Origin of the sequence: Oryzibacillus soli (assembly GCF_051594765.1) — a bacterium.
Classification (GTDB): domain Bacteria; phylum Bacillota; class Bacilli; order Paenibacillales; family NBRC-103111; genus Paenibacillus_AR.
On the sequence record NZ_JBPPGJ010000004.1, the window covers coordinates 135,660 to 152,669 of the forward strand.

12 protein-coding genes, 1 pseudogene and 1 riboswitch are annotated in these 17,010 nt (G+C 59.4%); of the genes and pseudogenes, 5 read left to right on the forward strand and 8 right to left on the reverse strand.

Features of this window, described 5'->3' with window-relative positions; translation table 11 throughout:
* Position 1: 1 nt before the first annotated feature.
* The 3 genes from ACSEXW_RS06650 to ACSEXW_RS06660 form a co-directional block, all read right to left on the reverse strand.
* Positions 2 to 1,732 carry a methyl-accepting chemotaxis protein gene (locus ACSEXW_RS06650; RefSeq protein ID WP_438445328.1) on the reverse strand — a complete coding sequence of 577 codons (1,731 nt, stop codon included), beginning with the start codon at positions 1,730 to 1,732 and terminating at the stop codon, positions 2 to 4.
* Between the two features lie 16 nt (positions 1,733 to 1,748).
* Positions 1,749 to 3,407, reverse strand: coding sequence for a pyridoxal phosphate-dependent decarboxylase family protein (locus ACSEXW_RS06655; RefSeq protein WP_438445329.1), 1,659 nt, complete (start codon positions 3,405 to 3,407; stop codon positions 1,749 to 1,751).
* An 82-nt stretch (positions 3,408 to 3,489) separates the two neighbouring features.
* A riboswitch (cyclic di-GMP riboswitch) is annotated at positions 3,490 to 3,577 on the reverse strand.
* Positions 3,578 to 3,806: 229 nt separating this feature from the next.
* On the reverse strand, positions 3,807 to 4,364 hold the full coding sequence (locus ACSEXW_RS06660; protein ID WP_438445330.1) for an SLOG family protein: 558 nt from the start codon (positions 4,362 to 4,364) through the stop codon (positions 3,807 to 3,809).
* Positions 4,365 to 4,442: 78 nt separating this feature from the next.
* Here ACSEXW_RS06660 and ACSEXW_RS06665 point away from each other — a divergent pair, with 78 nt between their 5' ends.
* Positions 4,443 to 4,658 (forward strand): hypothetical protein, encoded by a 216-nt coding sequence (locus tag ACSEXW_RS06665; RefSeq protein WP_438445331.1) that lies wholly within the window; start codon positions 4,443 to 4,445, stop codon positions 4,656 to 4,658.
* Between the two features lie 40 nt (positions 4,659 to 4,698).
* On the opposite strand, the gene ACSEXW_RS06670 is transcribed toward ACSEXW_RS06665, so the two are convergent.
* The 3 genes from ACSEXW_RS06670 to ACSEXW_RS06680 form a co-directional block, all read right to left on the reverse strand.
* On the reverse strand, positions 4,699 to 6,708 hold the full coding sequence (locus tag ACSEXW_RS06670; RefSeq protein WP_438445332.1) for a GTP-binding protein: 2,010 nt from the start codon (positions 6,706 to 6,708) through the stop codon (positions 4,699 to 4,701).
* 108 nt (positions 6,709 to 6,816) lie between these two features.
* Positions 6,817 to 7,398 (reverse strand): thioredoxin family protein, encoded by a 582-nt coding sequence (locus ACSEXW_RS06675; protein ID WP_438445333.1) that lies wholly within the window; start codon positions 7,396 to 7,398, stop codon positions 6,817 to 6,819.
* A 29-nt stretch (positions 7,399 to 7,427) separates the two neighbouring features.
* Positions 7,428 to 7,850 (reverse strand): VOC family protein, encoded by a 423-nt coding sequence (locus ACSEXW_RS06680; protein WP_438445334.1) that lies wholly within the window; start codon positions 7,848 to 7,850, stop codon positions 7,428 to 7,430.
* 298 nt (positions 7,851 to 8,148) lie between these two features.
* On the opposite strand from ACSEXW_RS06680, the gene ACSEXW_RS06685 reads away from it, so the two are divergent.
* On the forward strand, positions 8,149 to 10,083 hold the full coding sequence (locus tag ACSEXW_RS06685) for an LTA synthase family protein (protein ID WP_438445335.1): 1,935 nt from the start codon (positions 8,149 to 8,151) through the stop codon (positions 10,081 to 10,083).
* An 84-nt stretch (positions 10,084 to 10,167) separates the two neighbouring features.
* Here ACSEXW_RS06685 and rpoD read toward each other — a convergent pair.
* A pseudogene (gene rpoD / locus ACSEXW_RS06690) lies at positions 10,168 to 11,091 on the reverse strand (RNA polymerase sigma factor RpoD); the annotation flags it as partial.
* A 475-nt stretch (positions 11,092 to 11,566) separates the two neighbouring features.
* On the opposite strand from rpoD, the gene ACSEXW_RS06695 reads away from it, so the two are divergent.
* Both ACSEXW_RS06695 and ACSEXW_RS06700 read left to right on the forward strand, forming a co-directional pair.
* On the forward strand, positions 11,567 to 12,253 hold the full coding sequence (locus tag ACSEXW_RS06695; protein WP_438445336.1) for a response regulator transcription factor: 687 nt from the start codon (positions 11,567 to 11,569) through the stop codon (positions 12,251 to 12,253).
* On the forward strand, positions 12,250 to 13,812 hold the full coding sequence (locus tag ACSEXW_RS06700) for a sensor histidine kinase (RefSeq protein ID WP_438445337.1): 1,563 nt from the start codon (positions 12,250 to 12,252) through the stop codon (positions 13,810 to 13,812). Before ACSEXW_RS06695 ends, ACSEXW_RS06700 begins: the two co-directional genes overlap by 4 nt.
* Before the next feature lie 140 nt (positions 13,813 to 13,952).
* On the opposite strand, the gene ACSEXW_RS06705 is transcribed toward ACSEXW_RS06700, so the two are convergent.
* Positions 13,953 to 15,950: an MASE4 domain-containing protein gene (locus ACSEXW_RS06705; RefSeq protein ID WP_438445338.1), complete on the reverse strand. Its 1,998-nt coding sequence runs from the start codon at positions 15,948 to 15,950 to the stop codon at positions 13,953 to 13,955.
* Positions 15,951 to 16,182: 232 nt separating this feature from the next.
* On the opposite strand from ACSEXW_RS06705, the gene ACSEXW_RS06710 reads away from it, so the two are divergent.
* Positions 16,183 to 16,932 carry an MBL fold metallo-hydrolase gene (locus ACSEXW_RS06710; protein WP_438445339.1) on the forward strand — a complete coding sequence of 250 codons (750 nt, stop codon included), beginning with the start codon at positions 16,183 to 16,185 and terminating at the stop codon, positions 16,930 to 16,932.
* The last annotated feature ends 78 nt before the right edge of the window (positions 16,933 to 17,010 follow it).

The window sequence follows — 17,010 nt, forward strand, 5'->3', positions numbered from 1 at the left end:
CCTACACTTTGAACTGATGCACCGAGGCCTTCAGCTCGTTGGCCATCTTCGCCAGCGCTTGGATCGCAGCGGAGATCTCCTGGGCTGAGGCGCTCTGCTCCTGCGCGACCGCCGTCACCTGCTCCGTTCCCGCCGCCTGGTCCGCCGTCGTATCCGAGATGCGCCGCATGCCGACGGTGATGGTCCCGAAGGAGCCCTTCACGCCTCGCACCGCATCGAGCATCTCGTCCGTCTGCTCCACGAACTGCTGAATGCCCTGGTAGATCTCCTGGAAGCTGCTGTAGGTGACCTTCATCCGCTCGTGGCCTTCCGTCACCGCCTGGCTGCCTTCGGTAATCCGTTCCATAACCTGCACGCAATCTCCCTGCGTTCTGGATACCAGCTGGGCGATGGAGACCGCCGCTTGGGAGGACTGGTCCGCCAGCTTCCGCACCTCCTCAGCGACCACCGCGAAGCCACGTCCCGCTTCCCCGACCCGGGCGGCTTCGATGGCAGCATTGAGCGCCAGCAGGTTGGTCTGCTGGGAGATCTCCGTGATCATCTGGATGATGGCGCTGATCTCCCCGGACCGCTTCTCCAGCTGCTGCGCGGCCTGATGGGACTGCTGCATCGTCGATTGGATGGCGCTCATCTGCTGGAGCGTTTCCTCCACGACCTGCTGTCCGTGGGAGGAACGGACACCCACCCGCTTGGCCTCCTCCTCCATCTCCAGCATCCCGGCGGCAGTTTTCTCCAGTTCCCGGTCGATGATGACGATGGAATCGGCGCTGTCGGTGATGGAGGCCACCACCTCGGCAATGCTGTCGTTCATGGCGCTCATGGAGCTGGCCACCTGTTGGGAGCCCGCGCTGGATTCGCCGGCGGTCAGCACCAGCTGGGAGCTGGTGGACGCTATGTGCTCGGAAGCCGACGAGATCTGCTTCACCAGGCTCTGCAGATTATGTCCCAGACGGCTGAACGACGAGGCCAGCTTCCCGATCTCGTCCTCCTGGTTCACGGCGATGTCGACGGTCAGATCCCCGCCGGCCATCTGCTCCGAAGCCTGCATCAGACGGCGGATCGGCTTGGTGATTAGGCGGCTGATCAGGAAGGTGACGCCGAAGCCGATGACCAGAACCAGAACGGTGATCGTGGCCGTAATCCAAAATACCGTGCGGCTCGTACCGGGAACGACCGACGCATCCAGGTCGATGCCCAGAATGCCGGCCGCCTTGCCCTGCTTGTCCTTCAAGGGAAGGAAGATGGACTTATGAATGCCGTACTCGTCCTTGTAGATCGGGCTCAGCACCTCGACGCCCTTCTGCAGGGACTCCTTCATCTCGCCGGTGAAGGGGTAATCCGTGCCGAAATCCTCGTCCAGGCCCGTCAGGATCAGAATTTGCTCCTTATCCTGGCGGTTGGCCAGGATGTAGACATTTTCCAAGCCGTGCTTCTGCTTCAGGGCCTCCAAAGACTTCTTCACTTGCTGGTAATAGGGATGCTTGACCCCGTCGATCTCCTCGATGTGGCCCGGTATGGAGGCAACGGCTTCATCGGCCACGTGGATATCCGTCGCCAGCCGAAGGTCGAACTGCTCCAGGAGCCGGTCCGTTTGTTTGGTATTCACCATATACCCCGACAGGGCGAAGGCGGAGCAGGTCAAGAGCTGGAGGATGGTGACGCCCAGCATGATTTTCATAGATACGGATCTTCGGAATCCTCTCGTGATGGGGTTGTTCCATATGCGGTTCAAGGTATGATGGTCCTCCTTAAGGTGCGGTTGGAATCTTCAAGGCCGACAGAGCCTCGTTTACTCTGGACTTCAGGTAGCGGACGATCTCCGGGACGTGCTCCACCTCGGTGTACGGCGAGATGACGAAGATCTTGGAAGCCGATAGCGGCTGGTCCGGACCGTCCGTTGTGGGAACGAGCAGATGCTTCTTGGTATCGCCGAAGAACATCTTATCCCGATCCCGGCCCAAGAGCTCGAACAGCTCCTCGTTCAGCCGGTTGGTCTCGGCGATCTGCCCGGTGGAGCAGCGCCCGGCCACTTCGTCCGCGAAACGGGGGCCTACCGGCGCATACAGCCGGAACAAGGAGACGATGCCCGGATTATCGGCATTCACGAGAGTCAGCTCGGGAATCTCCCGGGCCACCTCTTCACGGATACGGTGGCTCACCTCGATGAACTGCGCCAGCAGTCTTTGGTAGCCCTCGATTCCGAATGCGGTCAAGGCGCTGTAAATGCTGACGGCGCTGGCCATCCTGGAGCATTCGAGCGTGTAACCCGTATGGTATTGGCCGTACCCCCGGTGTCCCACATAAGGCGTCTCCTCGGGCTCCAGATCCAAGAGCTTCAGATCCGATGCGTTGCGGACCATGAACAGGCTCGTCACGTACGGCGTCTGGCCCAGCTTCTGGAAGTCGAAACAGAGTGAATCAGCCAGGTTCAGGTGCCGGAGCCTGCGGTGAATGGCGTGCAGAGGCTTCAGCGCCGTAATAGGCAGCCCAAGCGGGTTACGGTCGAAGTCATACCCGTTGAAGAACGCGAAAAATCCGCCCAGCGCCGAATCGGCATGGATATGGGGATCAGGCAAGCCGTGGGCTTGTGCGATCTCACGGGAGACGGCGCTGACGCCCTGCACATCGTCGATGCCCAAGGCATCCGTCGTCCCCGTCGTGGCGACGATATAAGCGGGAATTCCGCCTTGGCGGATTACCTGCAGCAGCTTGTCCCGCAGATCATCCAGGTCCATGCTGCTGTCGCGGCGGGTGCGCACCCGGATCAGCCGATCCGTGCCGAGACCGGTGGCCTGGACCGATTTATAGAGGCTGTAGTGGGCCGCTTCCGAGCAGAAGGCGTACAGGTTCCGCGGCACTCCGGTCTGTTGAGCGTCCGGCGCAAGCTTGGCAATGGCCAGACGGAGACCTGTAAAGACCGCCCCTTGACCGCCCCAGGTCGTATAGCCGCCGCTTAGCATGGGGTCGTATCCGACCAGCTTGGACATCATGCCGATGACGCGCACCTCCGCCTCGGCTCCAGCGGGCCCGTAGACATCCCACAGGTTGTTCCCGTTCACCAGGAAAGCGGCCAGCATGCCGACGATCCCGGGAATGCTCGCCATGGGCAAAATGTTCGTCAAAAAATACTTCGTGTGGTATGGATGGTCATGAAGCAGCTCCAAGAGCTTCGGAACCACATCCTTCATAGGAGCGCCCGATTGGGGTATCGCGCTCTCCTGCAGCAGCTCCCGGTAAAAATGCTCCGAACGCCGCTTCGTTCCGGCCAGATTGACCCGATCCGGATTTTTCAACCGGTCGGCTCCTGCCAGGAGCTCCTCTAAGAGCTCCTGGAGCTGCTGGCGCCGGGAGGGGTCGCCGTCCGCACTGGGAAACCATTCTTGAACCCGATTCAAAGCATGGTTCACGTACATCTCTCCTCTTCTGTCTTTGTAGTGGGCTTGTAAGGGAAAGAAAAAAAACTGGAGCCGGATATGCCACAGTTCAGGAATGGGCAACTGGCTGACTTTCCCGACCTGCGGGAGTAGTCCCTATAGCTTTGCGTCCCTGCCTTTCGGCAGGTTTGCCGGTCACTATTCGATTCAGGTCCAACTTCATCCCCCAATAGGTAGGATAAAGGATGAACGATCTTTGTCACGCAAAAAATGTGTCTAAATTGGAAACTTTTCTGTAATTTGTCGTTTTTAACTCCCGTTTCCATGGGTAAGATTGGCTAATTCCCTGCAATCAGGCGATCTTGGGGTGCGACAAAGAGGACCGGACGCCTCCCTTCGGATGCATCCGGCCCCTGCCGGTCCCTTGTCCCTTTAATCCCAAGCCGGACGTTCCTCGTCCGCCGTATCCTGAAGGTCCTGCGCCGTAATCGTGATGATTCGGTAAGGCTCAATAGCTGCGTAACGCTGAGCCTCCGCACGGAGGTACCGGGGCGAGCCCTCCTTCTCCTCATCATACAGAAGCAAGAGGCCGTCCGTGTTGCGGAGCAAAAACCGGTCTTTGGCCTTGAACTGCCAAGGCCCCTCATACCCGCGCTTGGAGACGCAGGCCTTGTAGTCCGCCCGCGCGAGGAGGCTGCGGTACCATTCCTGCTTCTCCTCGCCCCAGTGCTCCTCCTGGTTCTCGTAAGGGGTGATCACCGCCAGCCGGAGCGCAGGATACTCCTCCCGAAGCTCCAGAGCGGCTTCGGCGGCCCACAGCTCCACCCCCCACTGGCCGCTGACCACCACCCATTCCAGGCCATCCTCCAGCAGGCCCCGGAGCACCTTGGCCACCGCCTTCTTAATAATCGGAATCCCTGGATGCTTCATGGAGTGGATCCCCAGCTCCGATGCCTTGTAGCCTGTGATCAAAATCCGTTCCAGCGACAATCCCCCCTTGTATTCGACACGGATACAGGTTAGCATAAGATGGTAAGTCTAGGAAACTTTGAAAAGGAGAATGCAACCATGGCACGCAACCGCAAGCTGATGACCGACGCCGATTTCCAGGAGGCTATGACCAAGCGGATCCCGATCCGGGTGTTCGAGGACGATATGATCGTGGATCCCAAAGGGCTGATCATCCGGTTCGACGATTCCGTCATCGTCGTACAATCAAGCGTAAGCGAAATTACCTACCATCAACGGAAAAAGTGCGAGTTCTTCGAAAACGAGAGGGACTAGCCCCGCGATTGCCCAGGGGCTCCTTCCGTCGCATGGCACGCTACAGAGCCCGTCGAACCGCCAATATATATTTGGACTGGTCGAGCGGATTCACTCCCCTCCGGGGCCGCTCCACATGAACCTCCGGCGGGCATTCCCGGTATCCACCGAACGATACGGACAGATGGCCCCTTCCCTTGGTCATGGAGCTTAGCCGCGCCGGAAAATCAAGGGAGGTTGCCACCGGGAGCATCCCGGTCAGCTCCAGCCGCTCCCCGCTCAAGACGGGGTTGTCGAATTCCCCCCTCATCAGCACCAGCTCATTCATCACCTTGCCTCCGGCCTCCTCCGGCACGGACAGGCGGAACCGGAGCATCGGCTCCAGCAGCTTGGTTCCCGTGCGCGCCAGCCCGTCCATGATGCCCATCGGCGTCGCCACGACGAAATCCAGCGGATGGGTATGCCACACGTGATGCTCCCCCTCCACCAGCGTCACCTTCAGATCCGTTACCTCCCAGCCGCGCAAGCCCTGCTCCAGCGCCTCCGGGACCCTGCGAGCTACCTCGTTCTGATAGCTCTCCAGAAGGTCTTCTTTCCGTACAATGGAGGCATATTGCAGGCCGCTGCCCCGCTCGCCGGGCTCGATCCGGAACCGGAGTACCGCCCAGCAGGGCTTGGGCATCGTATAGGCGATGAACCCGAAGCCGGCTTCGGCCGGCGTTTCCTTATAAATGACCGTCGGCTCCCCGAAGTCCACGTCCAGCCCGTAGCGGCTCTTCACCAGCTCCGTCAGGACCTCGATCTGGATCGGGCCCATGACCTTCAGATGAAGCTCCCGCTCCTCCTTCAGCCACTGGACGTCCAGATGGGGATCCTCATCCGCCAGCTCCCGGAAGGCGGCTACCGCCGCAGGGAAGTCCTTCTCCTGACGCCACTTCACCTGTACGGTCAGGAGGGGCACCGCCATCCGCCCGAGGTGCGGGATCCGCTCCGGACTGCCGAGAATGTCCCCTACGGCCGCGTGGCTGAAGCCGTACACGGCTCCGATGTCCCCGGCTTGCAGAACCCCGGCGTCCACGGATTTGGGCCCCTCCACCTTGCGGATCTGCGTGATCTTCTCGTCCAGCCCCCGGGTGTGGTTCAGGACGGAATCCCGGTTGCGGAGCACGCCGTCGTACAAGCGGACATACGCCACCCGGCCCATGGCCGCATCCTGCTCCAGTTTGAATACGACGCCCGACAACGGAGCGTCGGACGAGCCTGCCGGTGGCGGCAGCAGGGAAATGATGGCATCCATCAGCGGCAGGATGCCGATGCCTTGACTCGAAGCTCCGAAGAGAACGGGATAAGCTGTGGCTCGCTCCGCCGCGGGCTTCAGAACATCCCTCAGCACTTCTGGCGGCTGTTCTCCTTCCTCCAGCACCTTCATGAGCAGCTCCTCGTCCTGCTCCGCCAGGATCTCGTTCAGCAGCCTGCGGTATTCCGCCGCTTCCGGACAAGCCTCTCCCGAAGCCGTCGCCCCCTCGCCCATAAGATCGAGGACTCCCGTAAACCCATTTTCAACCCCCACAGGCGCCTGGATCGGCACCGCGGCAGGCGAGAGCAGCCTGCGGATCTCCGTGAGAACGCGCAGCGGGTCTGCGCCGATCCGGTCCATCTTGTTCACATAGAGGAGGGTCGGAATCCGCAGCTCCCGCAGCGCCCTCCAGATCACCTCCGTCTGAGCCTGGACGCCTTCCACCGCGGAGAGAACCAGCACGGCGCCGTCCATCACCCGCAGACTTCTCTCCACCTCGGACAAGAAATCCACATGTCCCGGCGTATCCACCACATTTACGGATACTCCCCGCCATTCGTATCGGGTCACCGCCGCCCGGACGGAGATGCCCCGTTCCCGCTCCACGTCCAGCCAATCCGTCTGCGCCGTCCCCGTATCGACGCTGCCTAAGGTCCGGATTCTGCCGCTGGCATACAGAATCCTCTCCGTGGTGGTCGTCTTGCCGGCATCCACGTGGGCGAACACGCCCACGTTCCGGACCCGAAGGCCCTCCCGATTGTCTTCCCCTATCATGCTCAAGCCGCTCCTCCCCGGAACAAAAGAAAAGCTCCCCCGCCCGGAGGGAGCCTCATGTTACGTCCGCAATCCGTCCACGCTTATCCCGCGCTGTGTGCCGGACGATTATACCAGATCACAGGCATCCGCAGGCATCCAGTGCGCATCCTGGCCTTCCCACTTGACGTTGCAGCCGATGGGATTGGTTACGGGCACGGATACCGGCTTGCCGGACACGATCTCCTCCAACGCGCGGTCCAGATCGTTGACCGTGCTCTTGGCGGACTCTCTCGGGTTGTCGATGGCCCGTCCGGTGTAGACCAGCTTCCGCTCTTCGTCGAATACGTAGAAGTGCGGCGTCCGCAGCGCCCCGTAGGCCAGCGCCGTCTGCTGGGATTCGTCGCGCAGGTAGGTCCACGGGAACTTATGGTTCTCCATCTCCTCCACCATCTTCTCGAAGGAATCCTCCGGCTTGGTCTTGACGCTGTTGGAATTGATGCCGACGAAGCGGACGCCCTGGTCCCGGAACCGGTCCGCCGTCTCGCGGGTCACTTCATTGGAGCCGATGACGAAGGGGCAATGGTTGCAGGTGAAGAAGACCACCAGCACCTTCGCATCTGCGAAATCCTTCAAGGCATACGTCTTGCCGTCCGTACCCGGCAGGGAAAAGTCCGGCGCGCTTGCGCCAATGGGCAAGGTAAAGCTCATGGGATCGTCTCCTTCATGAATGGATTGGCTTACAGTTTATGATCTCCGGTGCTCTGGAAAAATTCAATGGTCTCGCCGTTCAAGCCCTGTACGAAAGCGATGCGCACGGGTGTCGGAGGGTTGCCCTGAAGCACCACGTCCTTGGGCTCCACCGTGACGACCGCGCCTGCAGCCACCGCCGCCTTCACCGCGCCGTCCACATCTTCGCTTCGGAAGGCCACATGGAAGTAAGCGCCGTCCGGCTTCGTCGGGCTGTCCCCGCCGGCGAACACCTCCAGATAATTGCCGTCACCGCAATCCAGAAGCCGGATACGGCTATTGCCTTCCCCCCAGCCGAAACGCTCTTGGAAACCGAGACCTTCCGTATAGAACTTCAATGTCGCTTCGAAATCATAGGCTCTCAGGGCCACATGGTGAAAGCCTCCGCCGCCGATCTTTGCATTCGTTCCCATTCTCGTTACAGCCTCCTCTTATCCGGTAATCGCTTCCTTGTCCAGTATAGACAAAATCCTCTCATCTGAAAATGACTTACGTGAATGTAACTAAGTAACGGCGGAGAAAGCGGAACCCAGCTGTTAGCGTTTTCACCGAATTGTTTACAATTCGTTTACAATTCCTTTCATTTTTCATCGAAAAATGATGGTATTCTGAAACAAAGTCGTATATCGATGTCTTGGACACCCAAGAGCCTGCGGACCTAAAGGGCTCTTCTTTTTTTGGACTATATAGATGTAAGAAAGGAGCCACACCATGAAGTCTCGAGGATATACCCTTGCCTCCGCCAGACGGTTCCGCAGCCGCAGACTCCCGTATGCCAGCCAGACGGCCGTCTATCTTCTGGCCGCGCTAGGTTCCTTGATCATGGCGCTGGGAGCCGAAGGTCTCCAGAGGGGTTCTCTCTCCGAAGCTTGGAGCTGGCTCAGCTCCCATCCCCTGCTGTTCGCCGTGAATGCCCTGCTGGCGTTCGCGGTGATGCTCCTCCTGTTGTCCCTGGCGGGGTCCCTGCTTCTCTCAGCTGCCTTCGCCGTGCTTCTGCTCTCCGCCATGTCCCTGATCAGCTACTTCAAGACCAAGCTCATCGGCGAGCCTTTCTATCCGTGGGATGTGATTCTGAACCGGGAGGGCATGAACATCGCGCCTCTCGTTACCGGCTCAGGTGCTCTCCTTAAGATCGGCGCTGTGGCGGCCACCGTCTTAACCCTTCTGCTGCTGTCGCTGATGCGGCGCAAACGCAAGCTGGGCCTGACGCCCGCCCACAGACTGATCAGCGGCGGACTCGCTCTGGCCCTCCTGGTTTCGGTCGGGGTCCAATCCCCCTGGACACAGAGCTGGATCCATCGGGCCGGTGTGGAGGAGATCGTCTGGAACCAGCAGGAGAATTACGCCAACAACGGGATTCTCACCGCTTTTGCCCTGAACGTGAAGAATTCCATCATCCCCAAGCCCGCGGGCTATAATGAAGCGGCCGTCCAGAGCATCGCCGGAATCCTGAAGGAGGAGCGCACCGCTCAATCGTCAGACACCGTACGGGCTCCAGTTCCGGTTAAGCCCAATGTGATCTTCGTGATGAGCGAAGCCTTCTGGGATCCGTCGCTGCTGCCGGGAGTCCGCTACAGCGAAGATCCAGCACCGACGCTGCACCGCCTGCAGGAGGCATCCACCTCCGGCTATCTGGTGTCTCCGGTATTCGGCGGCGGCACGGCCAATACGGAGTTCGAGGTGCTGTCGGGCTTGAGCATGAGCTTCCTGCCGGCCGGGTCCATGGCCTACCAGCAGTACATTACGAAGCCGCTGCCCAGTCTGGCCAGCTATTTCAAGGAGCAGGGCTACAAGAGCGTGGCCGTCCATCCGTACGAGGACTGGTTCTGGAACCGGGACAAGGTCTATCCGTTGATGGGCTTCGACAGCTTCAAGAGCAAGTCCCAGTTCCAGGACCCTGAGGTGAGAGGCGCTTTCATCTCCGATGCGGAGGTGTCACGCAGCATTCTGCAGACCGCCCGGGATACGGAGGAGCCCCTATTCCTCTACGCCGTGACCATGCAGAACCACGGACCTTATGATGATAACCGGTACGGCCCCCCCACGATCCAGGTGCAGGGAGACATGACGGACAGCGCCAGGGAAGCGCTCGCCACCTATGCGGAAGGGATCCGGGATGCAGACCGGTCGCTGGAGCTGCTGATGGAAGGCTTCGAAGAGCTGGATGAGCCGACGGTCGTCGTCTTCTACGGAGACCATCTCCCGATGTTGGGCTATGATTACGACACCTACGTGCAGACCGGCTTCCTGTCCTCCCCGAATTCCGGGAACTGGACTTCGGAGGAGCTGCGGAAGATCCGGAGCGTGCCTTTTGCCGTATGGTCCAATATCGGTCTGCCGCAGGAACGGATCCCGGCTATGAGCTATTCTTTCCTGGGTCCATATATACTCCATGCGCTGCACCTGGAGCTGCCCGGCCAGTTCGCCATGGGCCGCGACGTCGCCAAGATGACCCCCGTGCTGCTCCGCAACCTTACGGTGGATGCTCAAGGAACCTCCTCCGCCGAGGTTCCCCTGGAGGCGGAGCATGCGGTGGCGGAATACCGTCTGCTCCAGTATGACCTACTGTTCGGGCGATCCTACCTGGCCCAATACATGGATACTCCATTCTTAAGCGGCTACGTCGCTGACCGCTTCAATGAATAGTTCGAAGATTTGCCGCAGGAGCAGTCTTCACCATAAAGCATAACGACAACGGCTGGACAGGGATGACCCGTCCAGCCGTTGCCGTTATTCCATATAGTCCTTCAGCCTCTTGCTGCGGCTCGGATGGCGCAGCTTCCGGAGGGCTTTCGCCTCGATCTGCCGGATCCGTTCCCTCGTCACGCCGAAGACCTTGCCGACCTCCTCCAGCGTTCTCGCATGGCCGTCATCCAGACCGAAGCGCAGGCGCAGCACGTTCTCCTCCCGCTCCGTCAGCGTGTCGAGCACATCCTCCAGCTGCTCCTTCAGGAGCATAAACGCCGCCGAATCCGCCGGAGCCTCCGCGTCCGGATCCTCGATGAAATCTCCGAGATGGGAATCGTTCTCCTCGCCGATGGGGGTCTCCAGACTGACGGGGTCCAGGGATATCTTCATGATCTCCCGCACCTTCTCCGCCGTCAGATCCATGGCCTGGCCGATCTCCTCTGCGGTGGGATCCCGGCCCAGCTCCTGTACCAGCTGCCGGGTTATCCGGACCAGCTTGTTGATGGTCTCCACCATATGCACGGGGATCCGTATGGTTCGAGCCTGGTCCGCAATGGATCGCGTGATGGCCTGGCGGATCCACCAAGTGGCATAGGTACTGAATTTGAATCCCTTGGTGTAGTCGAATTTGTCCACAGCCTTGATCAAGCCCATATTGCCTTCCTGGATCAGGTCCAGGAACATCATGCCCCGCCCCACGTAACGTCTGGCAATGCTGACAACCAGCCGCAGATTGGCTTCGGCCAGCTTGCGCTTGGCCTCCTCGTCGCCTTCCAGAATGGACTTGGCCAGCTTCACCTCATCCTCCGCGGATAAGAGCGGAACACGTCCGATTTCCTTCAAATACAAGCGGACCGGATCGTCCACTTTGATCCCCGCCGGCAGGGTCAGATCATCCTCGGTCCCATAAGCGGCGGAATCCTGTCGATCATGGAAAGCCTCCATGGAATGATCCCGGTCGAGCTCCAATTCCTTCGTTCCGGAGGAAACCCCGTTTGCACCGTTTGCCATACCCTACACATCCTTAATCTATAAGATCCTTAGCTGCAACAGCGCCTGATTATATATTGACTCATTCGGGTGATTGTGTTATGATAATATATGATTGGCACATCAGTTGTATGACGATAGCAGAGTGACTTTCACCATTGTACCACTTTTATCCCGGTAATACAAGCCTGCCTTGCTGCGAATTTTGGAAGGGGCTGACTTCAGAACCATGACCATGGTCCTGAGGCAGCTCCTTTTTTGATGGATTCCGAGAACAGTGGCGAAAAAAAAAGAGCCATACCCGCCCCTTATGCACCGCTTCATCCGATGAAGTTTGCTATAATGGTATACTGGAAGCCGTCTCCTTAAGGGAGGATTCAGGGCGCGTTCAGGGCACATTCAGCATCAGGACTCATAATGAAAGCAACCACAAGATACGGGGGAACCTCTCATGAAAAATCTAAAGGGTGTTAAAATATTGCTGGTCGACGACGAGCCGCACATTCTTCAATTTCTGGAGCTGGGCCTGTCTAATGAAGGCTTCGAGGTGCAGACCGCTCCGGACGGGTTGAACGGCGTCAATCAAGCCAAGGAGTTCCAGCCCCATGTCATCATCCTGGATGTGATGATGCCGGGCATCGATGGCTTCGAGGCGTGCCGTATGATCAAGAAGTCCGGCGTGCAAGCTGCGGTCATCATGCTGACCGCCAAGGACGAGATCGACGACCGCGTCAAAGGCTTGACGCTGGGTGCGGATGATTACCTGGTGAAGCCCTTCAGCTTCGAAGAGCTTCTGGCCCGCATCCATGCCCGGCTCCGCAACCAGTTCCCGAGCCTGCTGGGAGAGGTGCACCACGGTCCCTTCCGGATTGACGACCAGCGCAAGGAGATCAGCTTCCGCGACCGGGTCCTGGAGCTTTCCCCTACCGAATACGAGTTGCTCAAGTATATGGTTCTGAACCACGGCATCGTCCTGAGCAAAGCCAAAATACTGGACAAGGTATGGGGCTATGACTTCGGCGGCGAGGAGAACATCGTGGAAGTCTACATTCGCTCCCTTCGCGAGAAGCTGGAAGATAAGGAGCACCGGCTGATCCGCACGCTTCGCGGCGCCGGCTACCGGGTAGACCTGACATGATAGATAGCTTCGCAGCGGCGTTGAAACGGCTCCTTGTCCCCCGCTCCCTGCGCCGGCAGCTTCTCTCCCGTTCCCTGACCATCCTGGCCGTCATTCTCGTGTTGATCGGAACCTTGCAGTACTGGTTCATGAAGGATTTTGCCTATCGGAATAAGGCCGAGACGCTGAAGAGCCAGATCTCCACCTTCCCGAAGGATCTGTTCGGCTATGATTCCGACCGCCGGATGGAGGAACCGGGCTCCGGCAATCCGCGCCAGGAACCCAACGGCGGCATGAACCGAGGTGAGCCCCCAGGAGGAGGCCGGGAGGAAGGGTACCGCGGCAAGCGCCCGTTTATTTTCCTGCCGGATATTGCCATCGCCGCCATCGATGCCGCGGGAACCCAAACAGTGATATCCGTCGATAATACGCTCCAGCCTCCCAAGCTGACCGCGGAGGAGTACCAGACCATTCTCGATCAGTTGAACCGGCGTGCCGAGCCGGATTACCGGATTGCCTCCAACGCTGATGGCGTGGAGCAGCTGGTCGTCTTCCGGAGCATCGGCGGACCCGAGCACCCTGCGGCAGGCTTCATCCAGATCAGCACGCCGACCGAGGCCCTGCAGGATGTTCTGTTCCAGCAATTATTCCTCTTCCTGGGGTTGTCTTCCTTCGCCCTGCTCGCCGGGTTATTCCTGTCTATGCCTGTGGTTCGCCGCACTCTGGTCCCGCTGTCCAACATCGGCAATGCCGTTCAACAGATCGATGCCGGCAACCTGTCCCAGCGTCTTCCCGTTTGCCAAGGTCAAGAGGAGGTCGACCGGCTGTCCCTCTCCTTCAACGGCATGCTGGAGCGGCTCGAAACCTCCTTCCAGGTAGAACGTGAAGCCAAGGAGCAGATGCGGCGGTTCGCAGCGGATGCGTCCCACGAGCTCCGGACTCCGCTGACGTCGATCCATGGCTTCCTGGAAATCCTGCTTCGCGGAGCAGCAGATAAGCCCGACCAGCTGTACCGGGCGCTGAACAGCATGTACGGCGAATCCAAGCGCATCAACAAGCTGGTGGAGGATCTGCTTCTCCTGGCCAAGATGGACCGGGAGCCCCAGCTTCTCTTCAAGAAGGCAGCCCTTAAGGACGTGCTCCAAGAGATGGAGCACCAGCTTCGTATGCTGGCCGACACCCGCAGCGTTGGCTTCTACCTCGGCGAGCCCTGCCAAGGCAGGTTCGACACGGATAAGATGAAGCAGGTGATCCTGAACCTGTTCCACAATGCGGTCCAGCATACCCCAGCGGAGGGGGGCGCCATCACCTTGAAGCTGGAGCGCGCAGGCGACGACGCGGTGCTGACGGTCATGGACAACGGCAGCGGCATCAGCGACGAGCACCTTCCCCACGTATTCGATCGGTTTTACCGCAGCGAATCGTCCCGCACCCGCCGCTCCGGCGGCGCCGGACTGGGCCTGTCGATTACCAAGTCCATCGTGGAAGCCCACGGCGGCACCATCCGGGTGGAGAGCAAGCCCGGAGACGGAACCTCCTTCATCATCCGCGTTCCGTTGGTTGGGAACGATCCGGGTTGACCGTTATTCTGACGATCCCCGAGGAGCAAGAAGCCTCCAAGGCCTATGGCTTGGAGGCTTCTTGCCGTATCAGGCCCGGCCGGCATGCGTGACGTTACGGGCACTTGCCCTCCCTCCATGGACCACGCCGCGCCGAAATACTAGCTTTTCTCCGCTTTCAGCCGGACCGTGAAGGTGGAGCCTTCCCCGAGGACGCTCTCCACCATAACCTTGCCCTGATGGGCCTCCACGATCTCCTTGACGATGGACAGCCCCAAGCCCGTCCCTCCGATCTTGCGCCGGTCGGAATTATCCACCCGGTAGAACCGGGTGAACAGCAGATCCATAGCCTCCTGAGGAATACCCAGGCCGAAGTCGCGGATGCGGACCACCGCTTCCCCGCCGGCCTGCTCCAAGACCAGCTCCACCTTGGAGGCAGAGGGAGAGTACTTGATTGCGTTGCTGATCAGATTGTGGAAAGCCTGCTTCAAGCGGTCCTCGTCGCCAAGAACCGTCAGCCTCCGATCCGGCAGGATGAGCTCGATGCTGTGAGCGTCCCTTCCCTGCCACTGGGCGGCCAGCTCCTTCAAGAGCTCCGCCATATCCAGCGGCCGGTATTGGAAGCTCATCTTACCGGAGGTCAGCCGCTGCAAATCCAGAAAATCGTTGATCAGATTGGCCAGCCTCCCCGCCTCCTTCTGGATGATGGCGATATAAGCGGCCCGCTTCTCATCGGTGACGGAACGGGTGGCCAGGATCTCCACGAAGCCTACGATAGAGGACAGCGGCGTTCGGATCTCGTGGGAGATGGTGCTGACGAACTGATCCTTGGCCTCATCCAGCTTTTCCTCCTCCGTCCGGTCCCGAAAGCCGATCAGATATCCCCGGGGACGGATCTCCCCTTCGTCCGCCACCGGGATCACATAGCACTCATAATGCCGGACGCTCCCGCCTTCCGTAAGATGGGTGATCCGCTCCACGAGGGCTTCCCCATCCCCGCCATTCTCCATCACCGACCGGAGCTTGTCGCACAGTCGTCCGCCTTGGGCAAGCCTCATCTCCGAGCAATAATCTCCGAACAGCTCCCCGGGCACCGCTTCCTTCCCGAAAAACGTCTCGAGACGCCGGTTGGCGAAGATGACACGGCCGTCCTCTCCACACATGACAATGGCTTCGAGACTGGATTCCAGCATACGCTCGATAATCCGGCTTTGCTCCGCAATCTTCCGTTCCGCCGCCCGGCTCTCGTCGAACAGCACCCTGAACCGGTTCTCGCTGTCCGCCACCTGGCGGTACAGGACCGTCATTCGGTAATACATACGGGTGAACTCATAGATCATACCGGCCAGAACGATGTTGGAGCAGACGAAGGTATTCCAGCGGGCGATGTACCACCCGACGCTAAAGCGTTTGCCCCCGCAGAGAATAATCCCCACATCCAGCGCGGAGGCCAGGAGCGCGATGCAGAGCCAGACGGACATGACCGTTCCGCCCCGGGTCGACCGGTAGTAGAGGATAATGGTCAGGAACGTCACGATCACGATGGGAGTGGCGAGCCCATAGTTGAACAGCGGAGTCAGCTTCCCGTTGTTCAAGAGAACCGGAAGACGGTCATGCAGCGAGGTGGTGAGGTACGTGATAAAAACGATGACGGCGAGCACCATTACCGGCACAAGCCAGGCCAGGATGTGAGCCATCCTTCTGCTCAGGGGGACCGGGCCGAATTTCCGGTCCACTGCGAGATGAAGAAGAATCGCCAGAGGGAACCCGCCATGCAAGGCTAGATACAGCCAAGGAGCCGTCTGCAGGCTCGCATGAAACAGACCGGTCTCGGAGAAGGTACGAGGAAAGGTCAATAGGTACATCAAGCTCATGCCGGAGGAATAGAGATATCCCGCCACCAGCACCAAGGTCGACGGAGACCGCTCGATCCAGAACTGGGTATACAGCACATAGGCGGTAATCAGCTCGAAGCTGATCACGGTGGAGAATAAGGCCGGCTGGTAAGCCTGCAGCTCCGGCAGCTGAACGCGGGTATAGGGAATGGCCGCCAACGAGATGACACATACCAGAGCGCCGATCAGAAAAGCAAAGCGCCGTTGTGCGGCGTTCGTCGGCAGCGTCAACAGATTGTAAGCCGGTGCTTGCGGTGGGCTCATGAAATTCTCCTTCGCGATAATCAATCTTTTATAATATTCGGCAAAATCTGTCACAATCCTCCCCTGGCTGCAAAAATCCTCCTAGTGCACTAAGTCGGGAAATTTAGGCACTTGACAAAATAAAATTTATGTGGTATAATAATTTATTTTGCTATTTACAAGTAATCATCTCTTTTTCTATGATAGAAACAAGATCCCGGCCGGGTCCACCAACCAGGGAGTGTGAATTCTCGTGATCCTCTATCCAGGCTTAGCGATGCTGTCCATATCGGCTTCTGTAATGGGACGTTCCGACACCGTTCATCCCGTTCTGTTGTGGGACGGTCCGGAAGCGGTTCTCATTGACACAGGCTTCCCCCGACAATCGGCGCAGCTTGCGGAAGCCATCCGGACTTACGGCGTGGAGCCGCACCGGTTGACCCGGCTTATCCTGACCCATCAAGATATCGATCATATCGGCAACGTGCAGGAGGTTGCGGAGACCGCCTCCACTCGTCTTGAAGTAACGGCACATGAGCTGGAGGCTCCTTATATCCAAGGGGACCGGAGGCTGATCCGGTTCACGGACGAGGCCTTGGCCGGATTGGACCTGCTGCCGGACCAGGTGCCCGCTGCATTCCGGGAGGGACTCCGGGCGCTTATGCTCCACCCGCCGAGAACCGCCGTCCACCGGACGGTCCAGGGCGGAGAGCTTCTGCCTTGGTGCGGCGGACTGACGGTTGCCGCAACGCCGGGACATACGCCGGGCCACATCAGCCTCTATCACGGACCGTCTCGAACCTTGATTGCAGGCGATGCCCTTACCGTCCGGGAGGGCCGGTTATTCGGTCCGGATCCGGCTACAACTCTGGACCGTGAGACCGCAAGGGCTTCCCTGGAGGAGCTGTCCGCTTATGATACCGAAACGGTGGTCTGCTACCATGGCGGATGGTTCAGAGGCAGGATCCGGGAGAGACTGGCGGAGCTTGCAGCGGAAGCCTGAGCCTCAATGAAGAAGAGGCGATACCCTGGATAACCGGGGGCATCGCCTCTATCTATCTTCTTGGGATCGGACTGCACG

What these genes read in the sequence shown, in the direction of transcription:
- ACSEXW_RS06675 (WP_438445333.1), bottom strand. Translation starts at nt 7,398, where the DNA reads ATGAGCTTTACCTTGCCCATTGGCGCAAGCGCGCCGGACTTTTCCCTG.
- ACSEXW_RS06665 (WP_438445331.1), top strand. Translation starts at nt 4,443, where the DNA reads ATGGCACGCAACCGCAAGCTGATGACCGACGCCGATTTCCAGGAGGCT.
- ACSEXW_RS06700 (WP_438445337.1), top strand. Translation starts at nt 12,250, where the DNA reads ATGATAGATAGCTTCGCAGCGGCGTTGAAACGGCTCCTTGTCCCCCGC.
- ACSEXW_RS06695 (WP_438445336.1), top strand. Translation starts at nt 11,567, where the DNA reads ATGAAAAATCTAAAGGGTGTTAAAATATTGCTGGTCGACGACGAGCCG.
- ACSEXW_RS06680 (WP_438445334.1), bottom strand. Translation starts at nt 7,850, where the DNA reads ATGGGAACGAATGCAAAGATCGGCGGCGGAGGCTTTCACCATGTGGCC.
- ACSEXW_RS06670 (WP_438445332.1), bottom strand. Translation starts at nt 6,708, where the DNA reads ATGATAGGGGAAGACAATCGGGAGGGCCTTCGGGTCCGGAACGTGGGC.
- ACSEXW_RS06705 (WP_438445338.1), bottom strand. Translation starts at nt 15,950, where the DNA reads ATGAGCCCACCGCAAGCACCGGCTTACAATCTGTTGACGCTGCCGACG.
- ACSEXW_RS06685 (WP_438445335.1), top strand. Translation starts at nt 8,149, where the DNA reads ATGAAGTCTCGAGGATATACCCTTGCCTCCGCCAGACGGTTCCGCAGC.